Annotated in this window: 22 protein-coding genes and 1 tRNA gene; 18 read left to right on the top strand and 5 right to left on the bottom strand. The window is 58.9% G+C overall.

All coding sequences use genetic code 11. From position 1 onward, the window contains the following. Positions 1 to 8: 8 nt before the first annotated feature. The 3 genes from G453_RS0109420 (at position 9) to G453_RS0109410 (ending at position 5,142) form a co-directional block, all read left to right on the top strand. Positions 9 to 1,673: an AMP-binding protein gene (locus G453_RS0109420; protein WP_027190864.1), complete on the top strand. Its 1,665-nt coding sequence runs from the start codon at positions 9 to 11 to the stop codon at positions 1,671 to 1,673. Between the two features lie 657 nt (positions 1,674 to 2,330). Then, entirely contained in the window at positions 2,331 to 4,139 is a 1,809-nt protein-coding gene (locus tag G453_RS23230) for a methyl-accepting chemotaxis protein (RefSeq protein ID WP_169725311.1), read from the top strand. A gap of 235 nt (positions 4,140 to 4,374) precedes the next feature. Beyond that, positions 4,375 to 5,142: a substrate-binding periplasmic protein gene (locus G453_RS0109410; protein ID WP_027190863.1), complete on the top strand. Its 768-nt coding sequence runs from the start codon at positions 4,375 to 4,377 to the stop codon at positions 5,140 to 5,142. An 89-nt stretch (positions 5,143 to 5,231) separates the two neighbouring features. Here G453_RS0109410 and G453_RS26220 read toward each other — a convergent pair whose 3' ends face one another. Beyond that, positions 5,232 to 6,986 (bottom strand): histidine kinase dimerization/phosphoacceptor domain -containing protein, encoded by a 1,755-nt coding sequence (locus G453_RS26220; RefSeq protein WP_051272154.1) that lies wholly within the window; start codon positions 6,984 to 6,986, stop codon positions 5,232 to 5,234. Between the two features lie 1,367 nt (positions 6,987 to 8,353). Between G453_RS26220 and G453_RS0109395 the strand changes: the two genes are divergently transcribed. The 8 genes from G453_RS0109395 to G453_RS0109355 all read left to right on the top strand — a co-directional run bounded on the left by G453_RS0109395 (position 8,354) and on the right by G453_RS0109355 (position 14,221). Continuing rightward, positions 8,354 to 8,926: a recombinase family protein gene (locus tag G453_RS0109395; RefSeq protein WP_027190862.1), complete on the top strand. Its 573-nt coding sequence runs from the start codon at positions 8,354 to 8,356 to the stop codon at positions 8,924 to 8,926. Positions 8,927 to 9,202: 276 nt separating this feature from the next. After that, positions 9,203 to 9,358, top strand: coding sequence for a hypothetical protein (locus G453_RS27895; protein WP_156920866.1), 156 nt, complete (start codon positions 9,203 to 9,205; stop codon positions 9,356 to 9,358). Between the two features lie 167 nt (positions 9,359 to 9,525). Continuing rightward, a complete protein-coding gene (locus tag G453_RS0109385) occupies positions 9,526 to 9,744 on the top strand; it encodes a helix-turn-helix domain-containing protein (protein ID WP_027190860.1) in 219 nt (72 codons plus the stop codon). Between the two features lie 386 nt (positions 9,745 to 10,130). After that, positions 10,131 to 10,529 (top strand): hypothetical protein, encoded by a 399-nt coding sequence (locus G453_RS0109375; protein WP_027190858.1) that lies wholly within the window; start codon positions 10,131 to 10,133, stop codon positions 10,527 to 10,529. Beyond that, complete coding sequence (locus G453_RS23220) at positions 10,529 to 11,038, top strand: ERCC4 domain-containing protein (RefSeq protein WP_156920865.1); 510 nt, start codon at positions 10,529 to 10,531, stop codon at positions 11,036 to 11,038. Before G453_RS0109375 ends, G453_RS23220 begins: the two co-directional genes overlap by 1 nt. A gap of 172 nt (positions 11,039 to 11,210) precedes the next feature. Further along, positions 11,211 to 12,044, top strand: a complete 834-nt coding sequence (locus G453_RS0109365; RefSeq protein ID WP_027190857.1) for a helix-turn-helix domain-containing protein — start codon at positions 11,211 to 11,213, stop codon at positions 12,042 to 12,044. A gap of 817 nt (positions 12,045 to 12,861) precedes the next feature. Then, positions 12,862 to 13,497: a hypothetical protein gene (locus tag G453_RS27890; protein WP_156920864.1), complete on the top strand. Its 636-nt coding sequence runs from the start codon at positions 12,862 to 12,864 to the stop codon at positions 13,495 to 13,497. Between the two features lie 133 nt (positions 13,498 to 13,630). After that, positions 13,631 to 14,221, top strand: a complete 591-nt coding sequence (locus tag G453_RS0109355; RefSeq protein ID WP_027190855.1) for a hypothetical protein — start codon at positions 13,631 to 13,633, stop codon at positions 14,219 to 14,221. Between the two features lie 26 nt (positions 14,222 to 14,247). Here the strand turns inward: G453_RS0109355 and G453_RS0109350 are convergent, their stop codons facing one another. From G453_RS0109350 to G453_RS0109340, 3 genes are all read right to left on the bottom strand, one after another. Continuing rightward, entirely contained in the window at positions 14,248 to 15,975 is a 1,728-nt protein-coding gene (locus tag G453_RS0109350) for a site-specific integrase (RefSeq protein WP_027190854.1), read from the bottom strand. A gap of 146 nt (positions 15,976 to 16,121) precedes the next feature. Beyond that, positions 16,122 to 16,198, bottom strand: a tRNA-Met gene (locus G453_RS0109345). Positions 16,199 to 16,274: 76 nt separating this feature from the next. Continuing rightward, positions 16,275 to 17,075 carry an undecaprenyl-diphosphate phosphatase gene (locus G453_RS0109340; protein ID WP_027190853.1) on the bottom strand — a complete coding sequence of 267 codons (801 nt, stop codon included), beginning with the start codon at positions 17,073 to 17,075 and terminating at the stop codon, positions 16,275 to 16,277. 222 nt (positions 17,076 to 17,297) lie between these two features. Here G453_RS0109340 and G453_RS0109335 point away from each other — a divergent pair, with 222 nt between their 5' ends. Beyond that, positions 17,298 to 17,477 carry a hypothetical protein gene (locus G453_RS0109335; RefSeq protein ID WP_027190852.1) on the top strand — a complete coding sequence of 60 codons (180 nt, stop codon included), beginning with the start codon at positions 17,298 to 17,300 and terminating at the stop codon, positions 17,475 to 17,477. Between the two features lie 77 nt (positions 17,478 to 17,554). On the opposite strand, the gene yihA is transcribed toward G453_RS0109335, so the two are convergent. Next, on the bottom strand, positions 17,555 to 18,208 hold the full coding sequence (gene yihA / locus G453_RS23215) for a ribosome biogenesis GTP-binding protein YihA/YsxC (RefSeq protein ID WP_084502211.1): 654 nt from the start codon (positions 18,206 to 18,208) through the stop codon (positions 17,555 to 17,557). Between the two features lie 76 nt (positions 18,209 to 18,284). On the opposite strand from yihA, the gene G453_RS0109325 reads away from it, so the two are divergent. From G453_RS0109325 to G453_RS0109300, 6 genes are all read left to right on the top strand, one after another. Beyond that, positions 18,285 to 18,752, top strand: a complete 468-nt coding sequence (locus tag G453_RS0109325) for a type II 3-dehydroquinate dehydratase (protein ID WP_027190851.1) — start codon at positions 18,285 to 18,287, stop codon at positions 18,750 to 18,752. A gap of 16 nt (positions 18,753 to 18,768) precedes the next feature. Then, positions 18,769 to 19,326: an elongation factor P gene (efp, locus tag G453_RS0109320; protein ID WP_027190850.1), complete on the top strand. Its 558-nt coding sequence runs from the start codon at positions 18,769 to 18,771 to the stop codon at positions 19,324 to 19,326. A gap of 314 nt (positions 19,327 to 19,640) precedes the next feature. Further along, a complete protein-coding gene (locus G453_RS0109315; protein ID WP_407635552.1) occupies positions 19,641 to 21,845 on the top strand; it encodes a DNA translocase FtsK in 2,205 nt (734 codons plus the stop codon). A gap of 6 nt (positions 21,846 to 21,851) precedes the next feature. Then, positions 21,852 to 22,862, top strand: a complete 1,011-nt coding sequence (locus G453_RS0109310) for a hypothetical protein (protein WP_027190848.1) — start codon at positions 21,852 to 21,854, stop codon at positions 22,860 to 22,862. A gap of 23 nt (positions 22,863 to 22,885) precedes the next feature. Next, positions 22,886 to 23,566, top strand: coding sequence for a LolA family protein (locus G453_RS0109305; protein ID WP_027190847.1), 681 nt, complete (start codon positions 22,886 to 22,888; stop codon positions 23,564 to 23,566). A gap of 31 nt (positions 23,567 to 23,597) precedes the next feature. Beyond that, positions 23,598 to 24,071, top strand: a complete 474-nt coding sequence (locus G453_RS0109300; RefSeq protein ID WP_027190846.1) for a hypothetical protein — start codon at positions 23,598 to 23,600, stop codon at positions 24,069 to 24,071.

Genomic DNA, 24,071 nt, shown 5'->3' with positions numbered 1-24,071 from the left:
AGGCGGCGATGCAGCCCGAGTTCAAGCGTTACGACACTTTTGAAGAGTATTCTGCCCAGTACGCCGTGAAAGCCCCCTCCGGGTACAACTTCGCGTTCGATTTCCTCGACAAGGAGGCCGCCCTTCATCCCGACCGCCCAGCCATGGTCCACATCGGACCCGACGGCACCCGGCGCGATCTGGATCTGGCCTTCTTCAGCACCCAGTCCTCGCGCATGGCCAACGCCTTCAAGGCCATGGGCATCGCCAAGGGCGACAAGGTCATGCTGGTTCTGCAGCGCCGCGTGGAGTTCTGGGTTACCACCCTGGCCCTGCACAAGCTGGGCGCGGTGCCGGTGCCGTCGCCGCACCTGCTGACGGCCCATGACGTGGAGTTCCGCGTCAACAAGGCCGGGATCAGGGCCTGCGTCGTGGAAGAGGATTTCGTGGAGCGCATCGACGCCGTGAAGGACGCCTGTCCCTCTCTGTCGGTGCTGGTACGCGTAGGGGACATGCCCGCCGGCGACGGCTGGAACGCCTACGAGGCCGGTCTGGCCGCAGCGTCCCCGGAATTCCCCCGCCCCGAGGACGCCGCCTGCGGCGAGGACGTCTCCTTCATCTTCTTCTCCTCCGGCACCACGGGCATGCCCAAGATGGTGGTGCACAACCATAACTATCCCCTGGGGCACATCACCACCGGCGTCTACTGGCACGACCTGCGCCCCGGCGACCTGCACCTCACCGTGGCGGACACCGGCTGGGCCAAGTCCATCTGGGGCAAGTTCTTCGGCCAGTGGATGGCCGGGGCAAGTGTGTTCACCTGGGACTATCGCGGCAAGTTCGTTCCCGCCGAGTTGTTGCGCGTGATGGCCGAGCACGGCGTGACCACCTTCTGCGCCCCGCCCACCATCTACCGCTTCCTCATCCGGGAGGACCTCACGCAGTTCGACCTTTCCAAGTTGCGCCACTGCACCACCGCAGGGGAGCTGCTGAACGAGGGTGTGTTTCACGCCTGGAAGGAGGCCACCGGGCTCACCATCTACGAGGGCTACGGCCAGACCGAGACCACCCTGCAGATCGCAGCCTTCCCCAACATGCCCGTGAGGCCTGGGTCCATAGGCAAGCCGTGTCCCGGCTGGGACATCGTTCTCCTGGACGCCAAGGGCCACCCCTGTCCGCCGGGCGAGGAGGGTGAAATCTGCATCCGCGTGGGCAACGGCAAGGAGCTCGGCCTGTTCGAGGGCTACCTGTACGAGCCCGAGAAAACGGCCTCCGTCCTGTTTGGCGGCTACTACCACACCGGCGACAAGGCCTGGCGCGACGAGGACGGCTACTTCTGGTTCCTTGGCCGCAACGACGACCTCATCAAGTCCAGCGGCTATCGCATCGGACCCTTCGAGGTGGAGAGCGCCCTGGTGACGCACCCTGCCGTGATCGAGGCGGCGGTTACCGGCGTGCCTGACCCTGAACGCGGACAGGCCGTCAAGGCCACCGTGGTGCTCGGCGCAGGCTTTGAGCCCTCGCCCGAACTGGTGAAGGACATTCAGAATCATGTGAAGCGGGTCACCGCTCCGTACAAGTATCCCCGCATCGTGGAGTTTCTGCCCGAACTGCCCAAGACCATAAGCGGCAAGATCAAGCGCGCCGAGATCCGTGCCAAGGATGAGGGCAAGGCCCCAGAAGCCACCAGCTAGCCGTTTGTCCCTCATTCCCCTGCGTATCCAGCCGCCGCTGTCCGTCGAATTCGGCCAGCGGCGGCTGGTCGCGCTTCAGGCCCGAAGGCGTCTGCGTTCGGCCTGGAATAGCCTTCGCCAACCTTTCGGATTCATCCGCCACCCTACCGCCTGCTGTGCAGAGCCGCACCGAAGTGCGGGGCGTCTGCCGACGAGCTTCTGCAAAAAATGCTACGAATCCTACCGCCAAGGTTCCATGGTCGCTCAAAATGCCTCCTGGGAGGCAAGGCCGGAGAGGCGCGGCCCAGATTGTGAAAGACGTAGAATGTCGATGCAATATCGTGTTCCACATTTATTTTTGTGTTGCATGCAGTTGTGTTGTACGGGCTGTTTGGATGTGGTGCGTTCAATGTGTTTTCCGTGATCCCGTTTTACGGCCACCGATGGGAAGGGTTCGGCTCGTGCGTTCTCATCTTGAAGGCCGTGAGAACGGTCGCTGCGTGTGTGTCTATTCGCTGGCCGCATGAGAACAGCTGGAAAGTATTGAGTTTTCTCCTTTTCCTACCTTTTGAGGGGGGCATGGTGTGTGGTAGGGGTCCCTGCTATACGGATGGTATTCAATTGCACGCATCGACTGGCGCGCGGTTCATCTGTGTCTACAAACGCAGGGGGGGCTACATGAAATGGTCTGATATGCGGATCGGGCAGAAAATCCGTGCGGGTTTTTTTTGCGTAACGGCAATATTTGTCCTGGTGCTCGTGGTGGCGGCTCGCGAGGTGGGCGACGTCGAAAACCACACCAAGGCGGCTGTCCAGAAGTACGACCTGTCCATGAGCCTCCTGCAGCGCGAAATCGACCACCTGAAGTGGGCGCAGACCCTGGGGCAGTTCGTGCATGACCACAAGGCCACGGAATTTTCCGTCTCCTCAGACGCCAGGAAGTGCGCCTTCGGGCGCTGGTTCTACAGCGAGGAACGAGCCAGCCTGGAGACGGTCAGCCCGGAACTGAAGCCCCTGTTGGCGTCCATCGAAGAACCGCACGTCAGACTCCACGAAACCTCCATCACCATCCAGAAGCTCAAGAAGGAAGGTCGCCAGGAAGCTGCCGAGGAAGCCTACAACACCGAGACCCTCAAGTCTCTCGTCCAGGTGCAGGAAAACCTCCAGGCCATGCGCGAGAAGGTGAAGACCGGCATCGAAAAGGACCGCACCGCACTGTTTGCAGACATAGATTTCATGAAACTGCTGGTCTACGTCTCCACCGTAGTGTCCGTGGGACTGGCCATTCTGTTGAGCCTTTTCATCTCCAGGGCGATCTCAAGGCCCCTGAAGTTCCTGGCTGATTGTTCCACCAGTATCGCAGACGGCGACCTCTCCAAAGAGTGCCGGTTGCCCCAGCAGGACGAACTCGGGCAGTTGTCGCAGTCCATGGAGACCATGGTGGAGAGCCTGCGCAGCAAGATCGCCGAGGCAGACCACAAGGCCGTCGAGGCCGACGGGCACGCCCGGCAGGCCAAGGACGCCCTGGCCCAGGCCGAATCCAAGGAAGTGCAGATCAAGCAGATGCTGGACCTCATCCGGTCCATCGCCAGCGAATCCATGGGGCTCTCCGACAGCCTGAGCGATTACGCGGCGCGGTTGTCCGCCCAGGTCGACCAGGTGCAGCGCGGCACACAGACCCAGAAGAACCGGCTCTCCGAGGCCGCCTCGGCCATGGAGCAGATGAACGCCACGGTCCTCGAGGTGGCGCGAAACGCCAGCGAGGCAGCAGAGAGCGCGGGACAGGCGCAGGGCAAGGCGCGTGAGGGGGCGGACATCGTCATCGAAAGCGTGGCCGCTATCGGACAGGTCAGCCGCGTGTCCGAACAGCTTCGCCAGAACATGAACGAGCTGGGGGCCCAGGCTCAGTCCATCGGCCAGGTGATGAACGTCATTTCCGACATAGCCGACCAGACCAACCTGCTGGCGCTGAACGCCGCCATCGAGGCCGCCAGGGCCGGAGACGCCGGGCGCGGGTTCGCGGTGGTGGCCGACGAAGTGCGCAAGCTGGCTGAAAAAACCATGGGCGCGACCCACGAGGTGGGCGAGAAGATCAAGGCTATCCAGGATTCCGTCAGCCTTTCGGTGCGCGACATGGAGGAGGCTGGCAAGGCTGTGATCCGTTCAAATGATCTGGCCGGGGCCTCGGGGAATTCGCTCAAGCAGATCGTGAACCTGACCGACGTGAACACCCGAAACGTGCAGAGCATCGCCACCGCAGCCGAGGAGCAGTCCTCCGCCTCGGAGCACATCACCATGAGTCTGGCCGAGGTCAACGGTGTGGCCCACGATACCGAGGCAGGCATGGCAGAGACTGTGGATATCGTTCATAACCTCGCGGACATGGCCCGGCAGCTCAAAGGTCTGATCGCCCAGATGCAGGCCAGCGACGACGCCGCTGCGCCTGCTTCACGTACCGGCTTCCCAGGAGGCAGGGCTTTAGCGTAGGGTAAGTTTGGGGACGTTTCTTCATGTGTCCGGTTTCGTGTGCCGGGAAAAAGCGTCGGTCTCCGGCGCTTTTTTCGTTCACGTCCGTGAGGTGGTCCCACCGGGAGCGTACGACGGCAAGGCAAGACGTTGTCGGCCGTGGCAATTCGACCCGCGCGGGATAAAGACGTTCCCGTGAGTCTGAACTCGGCAGGCGCTCAGCGGATTGAAAGTGATACAGCCCCTCGGAGGAGAAATGTCCCTCTCGTCACGGCTCTGCATATCGCTTTGCGTGTTGGCGATTCTCTTCTCGCGGCAACCTGCCCATGCAAAGCAGTTCACTGTCCTGACAGGTGAGTGGCTCCCCTACGTCTCGGAGACTCTGGAAGGGGGTGGGGCGATGGCCTGCATCATCGAGAAGTCCGTGGAGGCCGCGGGACACTCCGTTAATTTCAGCTTCGTGCCCTGGCCCCGCAACCAGATTGAAGTGCAGTCGGGCGCGGCCCTGGCATCCTTCCCGTGGTCACGCACCGAATCCTTTGAGGAAACCTGTCATGTCTCGGACCCGCTGGGCATGCACCGGATGGTCTTTTTCTATCTCAAGGACAAACTGCCAGGTTGGGACTACACGGGGTTTGAGGATCTGAAGCAGCTCCGGGTAGGCGGCTCACGAGGCTATGCCTATGTTGAGATGTTCGAAAAGGCCGGAGTCCGGGCGGATTACGCCCAGGATGCCGAGAAGTCCTTCGCGAAGCTGTTGAGTGACAGGGTCGATGTGGTTCCAGAAAGCGAGGCGGTGGGCTGGACCATCCTGGAGGCAAGGCATCTGAAGGATTTCGACCGGGTGGCCGTGGCCCGGACGCCGCTGTTCGAGCTGCCCCTGCACCTTATGGTCTCGAAAAAACATCCTGACGGGAGCGAGTTTCTGAAGGTTTTCGAGCGAGGCTTGGCCATCATCAAGGAAGACGGGCGCTATGAGGAGATTCTCCTGAAGGGTGAGTGCGTTTCATCTGCAGTCCGCTGACGGCCACTCCCTCGCCGGAGGGGCGCGCCCCGGAAAGGGGGCAGGCTCCTGGCGCTGGAACAATCGAACTCGACGCCACGCGCCAAGCGTCATGCGGCCATCGGGAAACGCAGCCGGAAACAGGTCCCGGGACCTGACGTCATGGTGAGGTCGCCGTGCAGCTGTCCGATGAGCAAGGTCACGATCTGAAGGCCCAGGGTGTTCTGTTTCTCCAACATGAATCCAGGCGGCAGCCCTATCCCGTTGTCCTCGACCGAAAGGTTGATCACGCCTTCGCTCAGGGTGGCCGCGATGCTGATAACGCCCGTGATGCGTTCCCTGAACCCGTGCTTGAGGGCGTTGGTGGTCAGTTCGTTCATGATGAGCCCGAAAGGAATAGCCTGGTCCAGAGAGATAGGGATGGGGTGCAGGTCCAGGCGCAGGGCGATGTCCCGCTTGCCTTTATATGTCTGGATCAGGCGCGGGAGGAGTTGGCGCAGGTATTCCTCCATGCCTATCTCCGCAAAATTTCCGGAGTGGTACAGCTGGTCGTGAATGAGCGCCATCGACATGATGCGGCCACGACTCTCGGCCAGCACGTCCAGCATGCCGAGGTCGCTCAGCTTCTGTTCCTGCAGGCTGAGCAGGCTGGAGATGATCTGGAGGTTGTTCTTCACGCGGTGGTGGATTTCCTTCAGCAGGATTTCCTTCTCGTGCAGTGATCTGGCCATGACCTCTTCGGCCCGCTTGCGCTCGGTTATGTCCCGGGAAATTCCCAGCAAGGCCGCCTCGGAGCCCATATCGACGTACACGACACGGAGCTCCACGGGGAATTCGTGCCCGTCCTTGTGGCGGTTCCAGGTTTCGAACGAAGCCTTGCGGGTTTGCGTGATCTTGCGAACGAGTTCCGAAAGCGCTTCCAGGGGGAGGTGTGTCGCGTTCAGGTCCAGGACGTTCATGTTCAGGAGTTCTTCACGCGAATACCCTGTTTGCCGCTCTGATTCGTAATTCACGCGCAAGAGGCGTCCCTGCAGGTCGGAGAGGTATATTGCGTCGCCGGCGTTGTTGATGAGCAGCCGGAATCGTTCCTCGCTCTCCCAGGCTTTTTCCTCGGACAGCCTTATGGACGTCTCAGATTTGTTCCTGAAACGTTCGTGCCGCACCATGACGATTATTGTAGACAATATGAGGAGGGACCCGACTGCAAAAAAAGTCAGGTAGCGCCGCAGTATTTGCATTTTGGGTTCATTCAGGCTGGAGAAATATTTGTCCATGGGAACGGTCACGCTGATTCCTCCCCGTATCTCCCCTTCCTTGTAGCCTTGTTTGGCGTGGCATCTCAGACACGCTTTTTCAGTAATCATCGGGCGCATGAACCGCAGCGTCTGTTTCCCGTCCGTCGCTCCGATCTCGTGAGCCTCGGGGGCGCCGTCATAGAACGATTTCAAGGCTTTCGTCTCCCATTCATCCGGCGCGTTCTCCGGGCGGATGGGGTTGAGACTCGTTATGTGAGCCTTCAATCCGGCTTCCTCGTCCATGATTGTGTGGACCATGCGCGTCATGTAGGCCGGATTTATCAGGGTGAGCACTTTTCCTGATTCGGTCACTACGTCGCGCTCGGGAACGTCCAGGTATGGGTTGGGGGTCAATGCGTCCGATACTTCAGCGTAAACTCCCCCCAGTCTGGCTGACCAACGCCGGTAGGTGATGTCCTTTTCGTAAGCGATGCGGGCTTCTACGAGGGCCTGATGATACTGGTTTTCGAGCAGGCTGCTGGCAGCCACAGTGTACAAATGGTAGACGAATGCAGTCCAGGTCGCAGTGAGAATCACTCCCAGAATGATCAGTTTTCCATAGCTTTTCATAGGTGCTCTCGGCCAAACGGCGGCCCGGATAAATAGCTGCGCGCAGCATATGCCACGCCGGGGTCATGCCGCCTGCCGTCGCGCTGACGAATGCGGGCGCAATCCCAGGGTGGTCTGAATTCTCCAATGCGTCCGGGATGACGTGAACAATTCCGACCTCTGCAGTGCCCAGAGTCTGAAACGATGAGAGGCGCTGCGGCGTTACTGTTTCATGAGACCCGCATGCAGTCAATTACAGTCGCACGTTTGGCGGAAGTCGCTGGATTCGCCTGCGGCGACAGGGAGCAGCCGCAGGTGTGCATCAGGCAGTAGAGCCGCGCCGCAAGCGTTCTGTGGGCAAGATCAACGTAAGGGCGTCGGCGGTGTGCCGGAAGCTGCGCAAATCAGTGCCAAATCGCGCGCCGACTTACATGCCCGTGCAGCCTTACCTAAAAGGAACCGAGGAGAAGGAGTAATCAGGTGTGCCGGAAGCTGCGCAAATCAGTGCCAAATCGCGCACCGCCTTACAGCTACCAAGGGCATTTGAGGGGAAACTGAGATATCAGACCGTAAAAAATGAAAAAGGGTCACGGCTGTTTAGGCCATGACCCCGATCATTCGTGGTAGCGAGGGAGGGACTAACTGTCCGCTGACTGTCATAACTCTGCAATCATTGAGCTTTTCTCTCCAGGGACATCGCTCAAGTCCCGTTTGAGATGCGAATGTGTACCAGTGAAGGGGGGCAGATGACAACGCCGAAAGTTGGTCATGTTCCAACGGAGGGATTGAACCCCAGACCCGTGAGCGTAGCCCCGGTTCCTGGTTTGATACGGGCGTTTTCCGTTCTCCGAGGATGCCGCTACGGGCGATTATCGACGGCTTCAGAACGTGAGCCAGGGTAAGCAAGGGCGAGGGAGTTGGAAAGCGTTATGGCCCCGTAGCAGCCTTGTTGGTGTGGGTTTCTGAGCACTCTGAGCGAAAAAAATGTGAAAGCCATACCTATAACATAGTAGGGTCCGACGCAGGACCACAAGCCGTATGGGTAGGGGTAGTGCCCCCCCCTGTGCGTGTGTGGAGTCGCGTGCGTGCGTCCCGCTTGATTCAACTGGCACCTCTCCGACGATCATCCAGAGTGAGTGCCTGTTGCCTGATGGGTGATCCGCTTCCCCTGGTTACGTCGCGATCCTGGCCCTGTCCTGCCCGTGGAAGTCATCCACCTTCACTTCCAGTGAGTCTTCTCCACTGTCAACCAGAGTACACCTTTCCAGTCACACCTAGCCCTTCCCAGGAACCCGCATTCCACCGTGACAACTAACGTCAAAATCGATCAGGTTGACACTGTGACAGCCTGTGCCTAGACTGAGATTGACACGTCAGGGAGGCACATCATGAGTGGTCAGCAAGTCGGGTACGTCAGGGTCAGCAGTGTGGATCAGAACCTAGCACGCCAGTTGGACGGGGTCAGGCTGGATGAACGGTTCGAGGACAAGGCGTCAGGCAAGGACACCAACCGTCCTGGCCTAGAGTCCTGCCTCAAGCACCTTCGCAAGGGAGACACGCTCCACGTTCACAGTATGGATCGTCTGGCCCGCTCCCTGGCCGACCTGCTCAGGTTGGTGAAGGAACTCACCGAGCGCGGTGTTGCCGTTAAGTTCCACAAGGAAGCCCTGACGTTCACAGGGGAACCAAACCCCATGCAGGATTTACAGCTTGCCGTCATGGGAGCCGTGGCAGAGTTCGAGCGTTCCATGATCAAGGAGCGGCAGCGTGAAGGGATCGCCGCAGCCAAGGCCGCAGGGAAACAACTGGGACGCTCCAAGATGCTGACGCCGGAACAAGTGGAAGAGATCAAGGCCAGGATCGCCGCTGGGGAGACGGTCAAGAGCCTCGCGCAGAAATACGGGATCAGCCGTCAGAGCCTGTATGCAAACTACCCGGAAGTGATTCGTAAGGCTGTTTGAGGCCGTCGAAGCCACATGGCACTGGCGGCAAAGTCGCGTGGATTCTGAACGTAAATGCGTGAAACAACAAAGGCTACTCAATTGGTAAGCCGTTGGACTTCTTGGCCAATTGATAACCATTATCACTTTACTAATGACTCCACTCGTACAACTCGAACACTCCCCGTCATGGTAGTCCAGTTCTGGTCGAACAACTTGAACCGCCCGATTTCACTGGACATTTGTCATCTGTTGTGCCATATGATCGTCCACATATCCCAACGCAGGAGGCTGGACGTGGAAGACTTTTTGATGATCCTCGACGAAGAGGTGGCACCTTTGGACTCGTTGCTTGAACTTGGAATGGAGGCTGGAGAGGGACACTGCGGAGTGGCTTGGCACCTGCTCGAAGCTGTTGTGGAGAACGTCAAGCGGAGGGTCCGCGCACAGTAGTCGAGAACTGCTCAAACACACAGGCACAACAAGGCCCCGCCGTCCAATCGGATGCGCGGGGCTTCTTTGTTTCTGGCCCTGTGGCAATTCTGATCAAGTCTGACCATATTCTGCAACTGCCTCTGCTTCTGTTGCTATGGTGCATGTATCTCACATGGAGGTGACACATGTCACTGTTGGAAGAACTGAAGCGGCCAGTCAAAGCGCATCCACTCAACGCGCTGCTCAAACTAGCTGGCATCAAAAAGGCCCGCGTTGCGGAGAAGCTTGGGGTCAGCCTGTCACACCTGAACAACGTACTTCTTGGGAACGTGAAGCCCAGCGAAGCCCTGTCTGATAGACTGGAAGACATCTGGATTGAACTGGGCACGAGTCCTCTCCCGTAACCCGCTACATCTGACAAAGCCCGGTCATGCGCTGTGCTGGCCGGGTATTTGTTGGCCTGTGCTGTGTTCAACCCTAACCAGACAAAGAAGGAAGAGAGATGGCAACTGAAACGATCAGTCTTCGTATCGACAAAACCCTGGCAGACGGATTCCGCGCCGCATTAAAGAAGCTCCAGCTTCCGCTAGCGAAGGTGCTTCAGGGATCGTTGTTCTTGGCCCTTGTGTCACTCGACGTGAGCCAGTCAGGGCGGGTGAAGTTCAAGAGAATGGCGTCTGCGTGACTTCCCCTTACTCAGGGTCACAAACCGCCGCAAACGCCGAATTTCGTGTCTACCGTGCCAGTATTGGAGCGGGTTCCCGAACACATAACCAAGGATGACAACAGCATGAGAAACACGTTCAAGAGTCGGATCACACTGGGAAGTGAAGTCCTTCACGGGATCAAGCTTGCCCAGAGCGAGTTCATCAGCAGAAGGCACTACCTGACCACCACACTGGAGGTCTACGAACTCACAACCGCTGACCGTGATCCGTTTATCATTACAGCCAGGAACTACCTGGGATGGCGGCAACTGTACTCCGCAACGACGGTGGCTGAGTGCCTGGATTGGTTGAAGGGTTCCCGGCTCCCGAAGGAAGCTGTCAGCAGGATCGTGGAGACGCTGGCCGAAAAGCCCCAACCCAAGCGCGGAAGGCCAGCCAAGCCGAAGGTGACGTATTGCACTAGGAAGCGGCGGGATGGCTCCGAAGTCCGTGTGGCTCTGACCGTTGGGGCTGCGGCGTAATGGTGAAGTCGGAGATCGTGCCACTGCGGATCGTGGTGGACTCAAGGGAAAAGAGGCCCTGGCTGTTCAGTGGCTATCCTGACGTAGAGGTAGTCCGGGGAACACTCAAGACCGGGGATTACTCTTTGCCTGGTTTTGAGGATCAGGTGGCCCTGGAGCGCAAGAGCCTTCAGGACTTGATAGGGAGTCTCTCCGCTGGCCGTGACCGTTTCGAGCGCGAGATGGAACGACTTGCCGCAATGGAATTCGCCGCAGTGCTAGTCGAGGCATCAGCCGAGGATATCGCCAAGGGCAAGTTCAGAGGCAACATGAATCCGACAAGTGTTCTTCAGTCGATCTATTCTTGGACGGTTCGTCACAATGTCCACTTTCTTCTGTGCGGTACGCGGAAGCATGCGGAATACGCCTGTCATGGCCTATTATCAAAGTTCATTCGCGAGCACCTATCAAGAGAAGGAGCGTGTGCCAGCGATGCATATCGCGAAGTCCGTGCAATAACTGCAATGTGACGGAATGTGTAGCATTGCAATCCGAGCAAAATAGCTGTAAAGTCGAAGCCCCTTCAAGCTGCTGCTAACAGTTTGAAGGGGCTTTCGCTGGGTGGTGCCGTGGTCGTTCTGCAAGATACATAGAACACGAACCCAGCCAAGTCAATCATACAAATCATACACGAGGTTCGATGTGTCGTATTCGATAGGGTCAACGTCCGTAACGGGCGAGGTTAACACTGTTTACAGGCCCAAGGGAGAGATAAGGGAGGATGCTCTGTCCCTGCCCTACCACAGGAGGGAGGCTCCTGGGTGTCGTAGGGATGCCTTCTTCCGGTTCAGCCGAGAGATCATAAAGGGTGAAACTTGGGCGGAACTGAGTGATGCAGCACGCGCCGTACTCCCTGTCATCATGCGTCATTGCGACAAGAAGGGAAGAGCATTCCCATCGCAGGAAAGGTTGTCTGAATTGTCTGGCGTGAGCATCAACCCTGTGAAGCGCGCAATACAAGAGCTGAAAGAGCGTGAAATTGTGCGCGTAACCGCAAGCTGGACGAACAAGCTAACTCGTCACAATACCTACCATCTCAAGGTTCCACCGCTCAACAGGAGCTTCGCTTGGTATCCGCACATCGTAAAAAGCGGATTGTGGGCACGCATGAGCTTTCCAGCCAAGAACATGTATGTCGTGCTGTTGTGTGGGTCGACGATGGATCGCAAAGAGTATGAGAGCGTTTGCGAGGAACTAGAACGTCGTGGACGACATGCCGAACTGGACATGGCCGACGATTCGCCATTCACCTTCGATTCAAAGAACTACGCATCCGGCTACCAGTGGCGGGAGTGGCAGTTCTCTCATCTTATGGGGGAGGACAAGGAGGGGCTACGCAAGTTCACTGGCATCAAAGACAAGAGGACGCTGGTAAAGTACGGCTGTGAACTCATGAGTGTTGGCCTTGTAACCCCTGTTGAGATAAACGGCGAGGTTAAGTGGCGTGTCCAGGTAGAGCGGTCACTCGATGGTTGAACAAGGCAGGTCTTGCATGAAGTGTGCTGGTAAGAAGGCGATCTGCATGAGGCATCCAGAATACCTGCATGGAGGCGTGCATAGGGCGCACAGATACATGCATGGAGGTGTGCATGGCGGGGTGCACGAAGTGTGCTAGTAAGAATGTCTCGAGAATGTCTTCAAGAATGCCTTGAGAATGATTTTAACTATTCACCGTCAAGGCGGTGAAGTTGCAGAAAAGTCATTGTGCCTGTTTGGACCTAGGCTGGACGCAAGGGACTGGTCGGGCAAGCCGTGGAGGTTGCATGGTTGGCGTGGAAGCTGTTAGCAGCCTATTGGCTGGGCACACCTTTAACCTGGAGGGAGTGCGGTGTACGTGATCAAGATCAAGGACCCAACGGGCGAATTCTTTGTCAGTCAGACTCAGGGGCAATACTGCCATGCTAAGGCCGGTGCGCGGCTATTCACTGATCGCAACGAAGCTGAGTCCGTGGCGGATGCCGTGAGGCCTGAATGGGTAGTGGTTCGGGTGCCAGTCATGGTCGAGGAGGTTTAGGTAGACCTCTTGCCCTGTGCAAAGCAGCATACGTCGATAGCGCCCCAAGTTCGTAGCGCAAACCATGAGAACAGCCGCCTCACCTGACCTTAACGGGCCGGGTGGGGCGGTTTTTCTGTTTGTGTTGGCATTGTGTGGGTTGACTCACGTCATCACCCTTCGATCCTCCTGACCAGTCCCTCCGATTGGCGCTTCACACTGGTGCCATGACTGGCCCTCTCAAGTAGGGAAGCTTGATTTCATGCGTCTCTTCAAATATCTCAAGAGCAGGAGGGCTCTATGCGTAGTACATGCGGTGTCTTGTTGGTTGTTCTTATCATATTTGGGCACTTCTCAGTTGCTCTATCTGTTGAACCCCTTCCTGATGGATTTCGTGGACTGAAATGGGACAGCACAATGCCAATTGAATGGCATGTACGCTCTGTAAAAGAAAATTTTTGCATTGATACAGGAGGCGGTGTAGAAACTGTCAAATTCGATAATCATGAGGTTGTAGACAGGCTGATATTTGGGATGGATGTCGCTAGCATAGTATATAGCTTTCGCTTCAAGAAGTTGAGCTTCGTTCGAGTTTATATCTTCAGTGGCAAGTCTGAAGCCAGTAGCTACATCGCAAAGTTCGTGAAAAAATTTGGAAAACCTGATGTCAATGGAGCACACACACCAAGCATTGTGGACGCAAGCGGCGATATTACAATGGAGAGCTTTGCGTACCTTTGGTCAAAGTCAGATCGCTTTATACACATAAGCTACTCCGTATCCGGAGACAAAACAAGGTGCCTCATAACCACAGAGATTGGGAAAGTAAACTCTAACCAGTACGATGGATGCTTTCCTTCGCGGGGGTTCATAAGCAGTTTGCGCAGTAAAGGCTATAAGCTCGAACACAAAGGCGGAAGCGACGATGGCCTATAATATGGAATCGGTGACACATAAGCCACCTCATCATCATGGATAAGGCACTGGCGAAACTCTACAAGGGAAACTGGGAGCAGCACCGGCGGCATTTCGAGGCCAACTGAACACGCGTTAAATCCGAGGGCAAGTAATGGATCAAGACCATCAGGTTCTGTTGTCTGGGTTGATAGGCTCTGTAGTTGGCGGCATACTGTCGTGCGCTGGGTCTTGGTTTGCAGTTATGACTACGGCTAGATCAGCAAGTAAGCAAGAGATACGGCGGAACAAGCAGAACATTCATAATGTTCTGCAAGCAATACATGACGAACTTGACGCAATTTATACTGCATACATGGACACAGTTGGCAACACTATCGATTCTGATCCAAAGAGAACGACTCTGAACTCTATATTTGTCGTTGGAAGCGACTACTTCACAATGTACAAAGCGAACGCCGCCCAGATAGGAAAGATAGACGATGATCATCTACGAGGACTGATTATCAGAACATACAGCGCAGCGATGTCGCTTATTGACAGATATAACTTCAACAATGACCTGTATCAAAGGTCGCAAAACATGAGATACAACGGACCAAACACCTTTGACATGGAGAGCATTAGTGCATCTGGCATGATGCCGAGTGCATTCAAATCCATTAAGGAGAAGCACGACGAGGTAAAGACGCTTTATGACGAACTGATGCATGAATTACATGAGCGAGGAATCAAGAAAGACTGAGTGAGTCACGATGACCGGTGGCCTTTTCATCGCTCTGTGTGGTCGCGTGGACACACCGACTTCAGCACGAACCGACTCAGCGCCAAGTGCGAGAGGTCCAAACCGAAGTCGAGTTTCTTGATGTACTCTGCCAGTTCCGTGATGTTAACATCGAATATGTAGTGCGCGAAGGTCACGTCACCAGAGAGCGAGTGTCCATCGAGGAGCTTAATCTTGTCTACAGGAGTGCCAACCTTGTACAGGGCCGTGGTGAAGTTTTTCCTGAAGCTGTGGAAACTTTTCGTCTCCGCAATGCCGAGTCCAGCTTTGTAACCGCTGAACCACTTGACGAGATACCGTCCCTTCTCTCCCTGTTGGGCTTTCAGGGCTGGAAATAGTTCGACCTCATTGGCGCCACGCATTGCGTCAACGAATTTGAGAAAGTTCAACTCCTCCAGGATGAAGGGGTGGATCGGTACGATCCTGTTTCCACTGCCGGTCTTCACCTCCTTCTCACCAGAGTCGTTGATGTTGATGCACCAGATGCTTGCGACCTCTTGAACGTCATCAACATGTAGCTGGGCGATTTCGCCCAGTCGTGCCCCTGTAAAGAGGGCTAGGATCGGTCCCCAGAACCTCCATGGGATGTCCTTGCAGGCATCCACAAAGCCAGGGCCGAAGAGCAGGGCGAGGTCATCGGTGGTGAAGGGTTGCTTCTTCTCACTCTGTTTTCTGTTGTCCTTGAGAGTGATCCCCGAGAAGAAGTTTTCCGAAACCCACCTGCGCTTCCTGGCATAATCAAATAGCGCGGACAACTCCGTGACAGCGAGCTTGACGGTGGAAACCCGGATTGTTTCGATCTCTCCAGACTCTTTTGCCTTCTTCGATTGCCTCTTTTTCGGCTTGGCGATCATCTTCTTGACGAATTCATGCGTGAAATCGTGGTCGATCAAGGCCAAGTCAACATCACCCATCACTTCAGGTAAGAACTCTAGACGCGCCATCTGTGTCCGAACTGAACGAGGTTTCCATTCACCGCTCTGGGTTTTGTGCTCACTGTACTCCCGGATGAGGTCGGACACTTTTCGCTTCGGCTTGTCTGGTGCCGTAGGTACGGGTAGCTGGTGGGAGGGTTGAGGCCTTGGTGCATCATCCAGAAACACCTCTGGCACATAGTCGATAAAGCCGTATTCACGCTGTCTGACCGCAGCCACGGCCTCAATGAAGGCCTGGGTGTAGACATGGCACACTTCATTGACCGTAGGGTCATCGTCCGCGATTTCGACGCCGAACCGCTTGAGCATGGCGAGGACAGGCAAACGAAGATCGGGCCAGCGGTTGGTACGGAGCCTTTCACGAAGTATCTTCTCAGCCTGTGTGGCGTCCTTGTACTCCCATGGCGACAGCCCGGTAGTGTCCTGCCAGTCGCTGGGGAAAATACCTTCCGAGGTCAGTCGAACACCGAACTCATACTTTCCAGGGAACCGCATTCGGTCCCGTTGATCCTCTTGCAGAATGCGCCGGAACTCCCGCCGCGTAAGCTCAAAGATTTCATCACTGCTCAGGTCTGCCATTGCTCCAGCCCTCAAGTCTCTCAGAAGTCGGCGCGTGAACGCTGCCAGGGCGAAGGCTTTATCGCGGGCTTCCCGGATACGTCCAGTGCCAAGGGAGATGCGAAGTTCACAGCGTCCGATTCTGGGCCGAATATCAACCGGCACCTTGGCCCGGAAGTGAAGTGTGCCACTGCGTTGAACTAAGTATGAGAGCCACGCCATACCGTCCCCCTATGTGCGGGGAGAGCGATGTGTACCAGTGAAGTGTACCACTGGCGTCCGAGTGGGCATCTGGAGGAAAAGCGGGGAATTCCCTTCAGCAAAAGAAAAAGGGAGTCAGACACTTACGTCCGACTCCCGGTGATTCGTGGTAGCGAGGGAGGGAATTGAACCCCCGACACTGCGGATATGAGCCGCATGCTCTAACCGACTGAGCTACCTCGCCACGAAGTTTGCCTTGCGGCAGGACGGGCTAAATACAAAACGAAGAGGTGCTTGGCAACTCTTTTTTTTCGATTCCCTTAATTGGGCCAAAAGAAAAACACGGCCACGGCCAGCAGGATGCGGTAGATCGCGAAGGGGCGCAGGGTCACGCGGCTGACCAGCCCGATGAACCACTTGATGGCCAGCCAGGCCGACAGGAAGGACACCACGAAGCCCACGCCCAGGAATTGGAGGTCGCCCACGCTGAACTGGTCCCAGCTCTTGAAGATCTCGTAACCGGTGGCGGCCATCATGATGGGCACCGAGCTTATGAAGGAGTACTCGACGGCCAGCTTTCTCCTGGCGCCGAGGATCATGCCGCCCAGGATGGTGGATGCCGAGCGGGAGAAGCCCGGCCACAGCGAGAGGCACTGGAACAGGCCGATGCCCAGGGCCAGGGACGGGGAGACGTCGTCCAGGTCGTGGTATTTTTCCCAGGCTGTCTTTTTGCTCTCGACGATGAAAATAAGGATCGCACCCGCAATCAGGGCCAGGGCCACCGGCAGCGGCTGGAACAGGTGCGCCTTGATCATGCCGCGCGCGAACAGGCCGAGCAGGGCGGCGGGCAGGCAGGTCAGGAACAGGAGCGTCAGCCCGCGCCGTCCGGCGAAGCGCTGCCTGGCCTTGGGGAAGGCGAGCGCCGCGAAGCGGTCGCGGTACAGCACCACCACGGCGAGGATGGCCCCGAGCTGGATGATGATGTCGTAGGAGGCGGCTTTGTCGCCGGAGTGCCCGAGCAGCACGCCCGTCAGGATGAGGTGGCCCGTGGAGGATACGGGCAGAAATTCGGTCAGGCCTTCGACGATGCCGAGAATTATAGTGCTAAGCCACGGGTCCATGAAATCTTCCCAGAACCGGACTGTGCGGGGCCGCTGCCGGACGATTCCTCGCCAGGCTCCGGCCCTGTCCGGGCGTAATGTTCAACCGGTTGCGCCCAGCGGTCCCGAGATCGCGGGCAGGGGACGGGGTACGACAGTCCCATGTTCCTTGCAAGCCCTGAGGCCATGCGGTAAAGGATGATTGCCGTTTGGTAATGAACGAAAAAATGGAGAATCACCCCGATGACCACTGTAATGCCTCAGTCGGAACTCATGCGTAATGCCGTGGCCTGGGTGAACGAACATCTCGCGCAGCCCGGCAGTTCGCTCAAGAAGCTCTTGGACGAGGCCGGAATGCGTTTCAATCTCGGTCCCAAAGAGCAGGAGTTCCTGCGGGGCTTCTTTTCCAAGTCCGACAAGTAGTGGCGACGTCCGTCATCTCGCGCCTGAAGGCGGCGAGCCCGGACAGCGGGCTGACTGGAATTCGGGAAGAAACCGTCTCAGGATTCCGGGTTGCCGCTTGCGGGCGTCTCGATTTCAGGCGTACCCTCTGAGGCAGCGGCAGGCTGGTCCTCGCCAATGCCCAGGCGGATGTCGATGCGTCGCCAGAGATCCTCGTAGCCTGCTCCGGTCACGGAGGAGAACAGCACCGGCTTCTCGCCGCCCAGGAGCCCGGCCCAGCGGTTCTGCTGGGATTGCTGCTCGCGCTTCTTGCACTTGTCGATCTTGGTGAGCACGCCGATAACGGGGATGTCCGAGGCGCGCAGCCAGGCCACCATGTCCAGGTCGCTGGCCTGGGGCGTCAGGCGGCAGTCCAGCAGCACGGCCACGGCGCGCAGCCAGGCGGTGCCCGAGAGATACCGTTCGATGAGCTCGGCCCACTTGGCGCGCTCCTCCTTGGAGCGGCGCGCGTACCCGTAGCCGGGCAGGTCCACCAGATAGACGTCGCCCGGTTCGATGCGGTACAGATTGATGCTCTGGGTCTTGCCGGGGGTGGAGCTGGTCTTGGCCAGCTGCTTGCGTCCGGCAAGCCTGTTGAGCAGCGAGGACTTGCCCACGTTGGAGCGCCCTGCCAGGGCGATCTGGGGTGCGTCGGGGGCGACGAGGTCGGCCTGTCCGTAGATGGTCTTTTCGAGATGAAGTATCTTGCGCATGATGTTTGATTCCGTTTAGCTTCTCGCGGTTGCGCAGGATACCCTGAAATCCCACGAAAGCAAGCAAGGTGAGAGCATGACCAAATGCCGCATTCTGGTTCTCAACGGCCCGAACCTGGGGCACATCGGCAAGCGCCAGCCCGAGATTTACGGATCCAGGGGCATGGACGACCTGGGCCTGATGGTGGGCGAGTCCCTGGGCGAGGCGGCCGGGCGCATCGAGCTGTCGTTCTTCCAGGCCAACGGGGAAGGGCAGCTGATCGACCGGCTGGAACAGGCCTGGCGCGACAAGCTCGACGGCGTGGCCTTCAACGCCGGGGCCTTCACCCACACCAGCCTGGCCCTGGCCGACTGCCTGGCCTGGATTGGCATCCCCTGCGTGGAGGTGCACCTGTCCAATATTTTCGCCCGCACGGACCAGCCCCTTCGCCAGCAGAGCCTGATGGGCCGCAGCGCCATCGGGGTTGTTGCGGGTTTCGGCATGATGAGCTATGTCCTCGCGGTTTCCGCCCTGTGGCAACACTGGCTTACCAAGAACAGTTGATATTCAAGGAGATACAATGCTTTCCACCACTGACTTCCGCCGCGGCCTCAAGATCGAGCTGGACAACATCCCCTACGAGATCGTGGATTTCCAGCACGTAAAGCCCGGAAAGGGCGGAGCATTCGTGCGCACCAAGCTGAAGAACATGCTCAACGGCCGCGTGGTGGAGAACACCTTCCGTTCCGGCGAGAAGATGGAAAAGCCCGACATGGAGAACAAGTCCATGCAGTACCTCTACCAGGACGGCACCGGCTTCGTGTTCATGGACATGGAAAGCTACGAGCAGTTCTCCGTGGAGAAGGACGTCCTGGGCGACAAGGGCGGCTATCTGGTGGACGGCATGGAGCTGACCATGCTGCTGTACCGGGGCAAGCCCCTGGACATGGACCTGCCCGCCTCCGTGGTGCTGGAAGTCACCCACACCGAGCCCGGCGTCAAGGGCGACACCGTGAGCGGCGCCACCAAGCCCGCCACCCTGGCCACCGGCATCACCGTGACCGTGCCCCTGTTCGTGAACGAAGGGGAGAAGATCAAGGTGGACACCCGGACCGGCACGTACCTGGGCCGCGTGTAGCACGAAGCCTTTGGCAGCCAGGCAAGCCTCGCGGCTGCCTCGCTGCCTGCATAGTCGGGAATGGCCGTGGGGCGGGGCTCCACGGCCTCTTGTTTTGGGGGGCTGCGGGGATGATTGGCTCGGATGAGCGCCACCGCGCACGCGTCCCTCTGTGAATGCCATTGCGGCTGTGCTTGCATGGCCGGACCCGGCTTTCCGGCCATTCGCCCCCGGCGGGGAAGCGTCTTTTAATCGCCTGTTTTTTCGCGTAATGATCGTCCAGAACACGGCTGATCGCGCCTTTTCGGGAGAGAGTTACGGAACGCAAGAAAATTTTGGAGGAACTGGTCGGAGTGACGTTCGTCTTCGCGGCGGCGTTTCTCGTCCTGGCCCTGTACTCCTTCGACCGGGCCGATCAGGTCCCCATGCTTCAGACTGCGGGGCCGCACGGCGTCACCAACCTGATGGGCGTGGCAGGCTCGGCGCTGGCGGGCTATCTGGTATGGATGTTCGGCCTGGCGGCGTGGTTCGTCCCGGCGCTCATGGTCTATGCTGGCGTGCGTCGCCTCTTCCCCTTGGTTGGCATCACGCGCAGGCATTGGGCCGGGCTCTTCGGCCTGTTCCTGGTGTGCCTGGTGGCCCTGGGGTCGGACTGGCCCGGACCGGGGCTCTCCGTGAACCAGGTGGCTGGCGGCGGCGCGCTGGGGGGCGCGCTGTACCGCATCGGCGCGGGCATCATCCATCCCGTGGGCATGTACCTGCTGGCCACGTTCCTGGCCGTGGTGTCGGTGCAGCTGTTCGTGGGGCTCTCCTGGCAGGAGCAGGCTTCCCGGCTCAAAGCCTTCCTGGACGGCGTGTGGGCCATTGTCAGCCCCCCGGTCATGCGTTTCCTGTTCGGTCCCGGCTACGGCCAGAATGGGCAGGGCGAGAGGAACGGACAGCCGGATGCGTATGACGATGACGACGAACTCGAGGACGCCCCGGCTGTCGCAGTCGCGCCCGTGCGGCAGGAGCAGCCCGCGTCCAAGCGCCCGGCACGGCAGGAAAAGCCCGTCAAGCCCAAATCCAAGCCGTTTTTCCGGCCCTCTCCCGGAGCCGACGGCCTGCCGCCAATGGAACTGCTCACCATGCCGCCGCCGCAGACGGGCGGCCCATCCGAAGACATGCTGCGCTCCCAGGCGGCCAGCCTGATCACCTGCCTGAACGATTTCGGCATCCAGGGCGAAGTGATGCGCATCGTGCCCGGCCCGGTGGTCACCATGTTCGAGATCAAGCCCGCGCCGGGCGTGAAGGTCAGCCGCATCGCCGGGCTCTCCAACGACATCGCCCTGGCCATGAAGGCCATGGCCGTGCGCATCGAGGCTCCGATACCCGGGCGAGACACAGTGGGCGTGGAGATCCCCAACGCCAAGCGCCAGACCGTCTACCTGCGCGACATCATGGAGTCGCGCGAGTTCTCGAACTCGCCCTCCAAGCTTACCCTGTGCATCGGCAAGGACATCCAGGGCCTGCCCTTCACCGCCGATCTGGCGCGCATGCCCCACCTGCTGGTGGCGGGCGCGACCGGCAGCGGCAAGAGCGTGTGCATCAACGCCATCCTGCTCTCCATCCTCTACAAGGCCCAGCCCGAAGAGGTGAAGCTCCTGCTCATCGACCCAAAGCGCATCGAGCTTGCCATGTACGCCGACCTGCCGCATCTGGTGCATCCGGTGGTCACGGACATGTCCATGGCCAAGTCCGCGCTGGACTGGTGCGTGCGCGAGATGGACAAGCGCTACGAGGCCATGGCCGTGATGGGCGTGCGAAACATCGACGGCTACAACGAGAAGGTGGCCAAGCTTATCGCCAATCCCGGCCCGGATGTGGAAGTGGTGGAGCCCATGCCCTATCTGGTGCTCATCATCGACGAGCTGGCCGACCTCATGATGACCGCCTCCAAGGAAGTGGAAATCTCCATCGTGCGTCTGGCCCAGCTGGCGCGCGCGGCGGGCATCCACCTGATCCTGGCCACCCAGCGCCCCAGCGTGGACGTGGTCACCGGCCTCATCAAGGCCAACTTTCCCACGCGCATCTCCTTTCAGGTAACCAGCAAGCACGACGCGCGGACCATATTGGACACCGTGGGCGCGGAACACCTGCTGGGCCGGGGCGACATGCTGTTCAAGCCCAGCGGAGCCAAGGTCCTGCGCATGCACGGGGCCTTCGTCTCCGACGAGGAGACCTCCCAGGTGGTGGAATACTGGAAGGAGCGCCAGGCCCCCAGCTACCTCATGGATCTTGCCAGCTGGGGCGACGAGGCGAATGGAGAGGGCGGCGTGTTCGGCGGCGATGGCGACGGCGAATCCCTGTCCGACCCGATCTATCCCCAGGCCCTGGAGTTCGTCATGGAGCAGGGCAAGGCGTCCATATCGCTTATCCAGCGGCGCTTCCGCATCGGGTTCAACCGGGCGGCCCGCTTCATCGAGCAGATGGAGCGCGACGGCCTCCTGGGGCCTGCCGACGGCAGCAAACCCAGGGTCGTTCTCAAGGACAGGAGCTAGCCAGCCATGCAGATCCTCCTGGACGAAGGCGCGATCGAACACGGCGCGCAATCCTTCATGCAGCACTTGAAGAAAGAGTGCCGTCCGGTGGCGGCCACGCTACGCTGGCGCGCCGCTGCGCAGAAAGAGGAAGTGTTCTGGAACGAGCCCTTGCACTTCTGGTTCGCCCACAAACGCACAGCCAACCGCCACTGGCTCCAGGCAGGGCTGCACGATCCGGCGTCCTGCGGCCCAGGCGTCCTGCGGCCCGAGTGCGAGATGAGCTTTGCGCTCTCCGGGTTCGACCGCCGCGCCAACTGCTTTCTCCTGCGCTTCGGCAAGGACGTGCTCATCGCCCATTCGGGAATCCCCGGCAAAGGCGGGGCAGGGCTCCCCAGATATCTGGAGCTGCACGATTACGACCTGGCCACCCATGCCATGACAGCCCCGGACGGAGACCCTCTGGAGGCGGTGATCGTCTCGGGTGTTTCCAGCCCGTCCCTGGCCTTTGATTTCGCCCGCTTCCTGAGCGCCGTGAACGATTGGCGCCAGTGGGAGGCTATGGGACTCAACTCCGGGGCGCAGCCGCGAATCCAGTTCGGAATCAAGTCTTCGGGCGCGGACCCGGCCTGTGCGGACGTCCCCGCCGGTTCCCCCCGCCTGCACGCCCTGGTGGTGGACGGCGTGCGCGACCAGCTGGCCAACTTCATCGAGTCGCGCAAGTTGCGCTTCCGGGCCGGTTCGACCCCGTCCGACGATATCGTGCTGGTCACGCCGGACAACCTCGTGCAGGCCGCTTTCCAGGTGAAGACCAGTCTCGCGCCCGCAAACCTGTATGCGGGCGTGGGGCAGCTCCTGCTGTCGCGCTCCACGCTGCGGGCCGCGAAGTTCCTGGTGACGCCCGGAACCCTCGGGCCGTATTTCACGCAAACCCTTTTCCGGCACGACATCCATGTGGCAACATACAAACTCACCCAGGAGATGAGCGTGGTTTTCGACGCGCAGGCCGTGTTCGACGCCATCTTGTCCCTGGGCTAAGGCATCGGAGCTGAGAGGTTTTCATGATTCTTCGCACTATCGCAATCCTGGCCGCCCTGACCCTGGCCACGTCGGGCAACGCCTTCGCGGCGGCCGCCCAGGACGTTGCCGCCCTGGCGGACAAGGTCCAGAAGCAGTACCAGGCCCTGACCTCCTTCTCGGCGGACTTCGTCCAGGTGCTGGACAACGCCGCCAGCAAGGAGAAAGACACTCGCAGCGGGCGGCTGGTATTCGCCCAGCCCGCGCTCATCCGCTGGGAGACCGAGAAGCCCGAGAAGGAACTCCTGGTGGTGGGCAAGGACGCCGTGTGGAACGCTTTCCCCGAAGAAAAAGCCGCCTACCGCTACTCCGTGGAGGAGGTGCTCGGCTCCAAGACCATGCTGCGTTTCCTCTCCGGCAAGGGCAACCTGCGCGAGGACTTCCATGTGGAGCAGGAGAAGGACGCCCCCGAAGGCCAGGCCAAGCTGCGGCTGGTGCCGCGCGAGGCCGAACCGAGCCTGGTGCTGGCCTACGCCTGGGTGGACCTGAAGACCAACATGCTCTCGCGCATCGCCATAGAAGACTTCTACGGCAACATAAACGACGTGAGCTTAAACAACGTGAAGATGAACCCCGCCGTCTCCAGGGAGCAGTTCCAATACACGCCGCCCAAAGACTACGGCATCTTCGACAATACGGGCGTTCCCGCCAAACCCAAGCCGTAGCGCCGCGACGAATTAAACAAGGAAGAACCAGATGAAGTGCACCTTGAAGGTCAATTCCAGCGTGCTGGGCATCGAACTCGATCTGGAAGCCACCGATTACGGCTATTCCATCGAGCTGATCGCCACCATAGACGGCAAGCCCGTCTTCAACCCGGCCCTGCACGTCACGGATGATTATTCGATCGCCCGCATGAACCTCTATGCGGACGCGGTAAAATACACCATGGATGGCCTGGAGTCGCTCGTAACGGGATTCGGCACGGCCCGCATCGACATGATAGACCCGGACGGCAACATCATGTTCAACCGCTATTTCGAGAAGCCCAACACCGTCTACGTGGACATCGAGTTCGACGTGTGCTGCTTCTCGGACTCGCAGTGCTTCTCCTCAGAAGCCATTGGCCTGAAAACAGACATGACTTACGAGGACTACAAGACCTTCGTGACGGAGTTCGCGTCTCTCCTCGGCAAGTTTCACGCCCCCGCCGACTACAAACATCAATAA

The sequence above is a fragment of the Fundidesulfovibrio putealis DSM 16056 genome (assembly GCF_000429325.1).
In the GTDB taxonomy this organism is placed as follows: domain Bacteria; phylum Desulfobacterota; class Desulfovibrionia; order Desulfovibrionales; family Desulfovibrionaceae; genus Fundidesulfovibrio; species Fundidesulfovibrio putealis.
Note: the sequence above shows the minus strand (reverse complement) of the source record. Positions and strands in the feature narration are given on the sequence as shown.

Coding starts and splice junctions, on each gene's coding strand:
- G453_RS0109420 (WP_027190864.1), top strand. CDS start 9: ATGCAGCCCGAGTTCAAGCGTTACGACACTTTTGAAGAGTATTCTGCC.
- G453_RS23230 (WP_169725311.1), top strand. CDS start 2,331: ATGAAATGGTCTGATATGCGGATCGGGCAGAAAATCCGTGCGGGTTTT.
- G453_RS0109410 (WP_027190863.1), top strand. CDS start 4,375: ATGTCCCTCTCGTCACGGCTCTGCATATCGCTTTGCGTGTTGGCGATT.
- G453_RS26220 (WP_051272154.1), bottom strand. CDS start 6,986: ATGAAAAGCTATGGAAAACTGATCATTCTGGGAGTGATTCTCACTGCG.
- G453_RS0109395 (WP_027190862.1), top strand. CDS start 8,354: ATGAGTGGTCAGCAAGTCGGGTACGTCAGGGTCAGCAGTGTGGATCAG.
- G453_RS0109385 (WP_027190860.1), top strand. CDS start 9,526: ATGTCACTGTTGGAAGAACTGAAGCGGCCAGTCAAAGCGCATCCACTC.
- G453_RS0109375 (WP_027190858.1), top strand. CDS start 10,131: ATGAGAAACACGTTCAAGAGTCGGATCACACTGGGAAGTGAAGTCCTT.
- G453_RS23220 (WP_156920865.1), top strand. CDS start 10,529: ATGGTGAAGTCGGAGATCGTGCCACTGCGGATCGTGGTGGACTCAAGG.
- G453_RS27890 (WP_156920864.1), top strand. CDS start 12,862: ATGCGTAGTACATGCGGTGTCTTGTTGGTTGTTCTTATCATATTTGGG.
- G453_RS0109355 (WP_027190855.1), top strand. CDS start 13,631: ATGGATCAAGACCATCAGGTTCTGTTGTCTGGGTTGATAGGCTCTGTA.
- G453_RS0109350 (WP_027190854.1), bottom strand. CDS start 15,975: ATGGCGTGGCTCTCATACTTAGTTCAACGCAGTGGCACACTTCACTTC.
- G453_RS0109340 (WP_027190853.1), bottom strand. CDS start 17,075: ATGGACCCGTGGCTTAGCACTATAATTCTCGGCATCGTCGAAGGCCTG.
- G453_RS0109335 (WP_027190852.1), top strand. CDS start 17,298: ATGACCACTGTAATGCCTCAGTCGGAACTCATGCGTAATGCCGTGGCC.
- yihA (WP_084502211.1), bottom strand. CDS start 18,208: ATGCGCAAGATACTTCATCTCGAAAAGACCATCTACGGACAGGCCGAC.
- G453_RS0109325 (WP_027190851.1), top strand. CDS start 18,285: ATGACCAAATGCCGCATTCTGGTTCTCAACGGCCCGAACCTGGGGCAC.
- efp (WP_027190850.1), top strand. CDS start 18,769: ATGCTTTCCACCACTGACTTCCGCCGCGGCCTCAAGATCGAGCTGGAC.
- G453_RS0109310 (WP_027190848.1), top strand. CDS start 21,852: ATGCAGATCCTCCTGGACGAAGGCGCGATCGAACACGGCGCGCAATCC.
- G453_RS0109305 (WP_027190847.1), top strand. CDS start 22,886: ATGATTCTTCGCACTATCGCAATCCTGGCCGCCCTGACCCTGGCCACG.
- G453_RS0109300 (WP_027190846.1), top strand. CDS start 23,598: ATGAAGTGCACCTTGAAGGTCAATTCCAGCGTGCTGGGCATCGAACTC.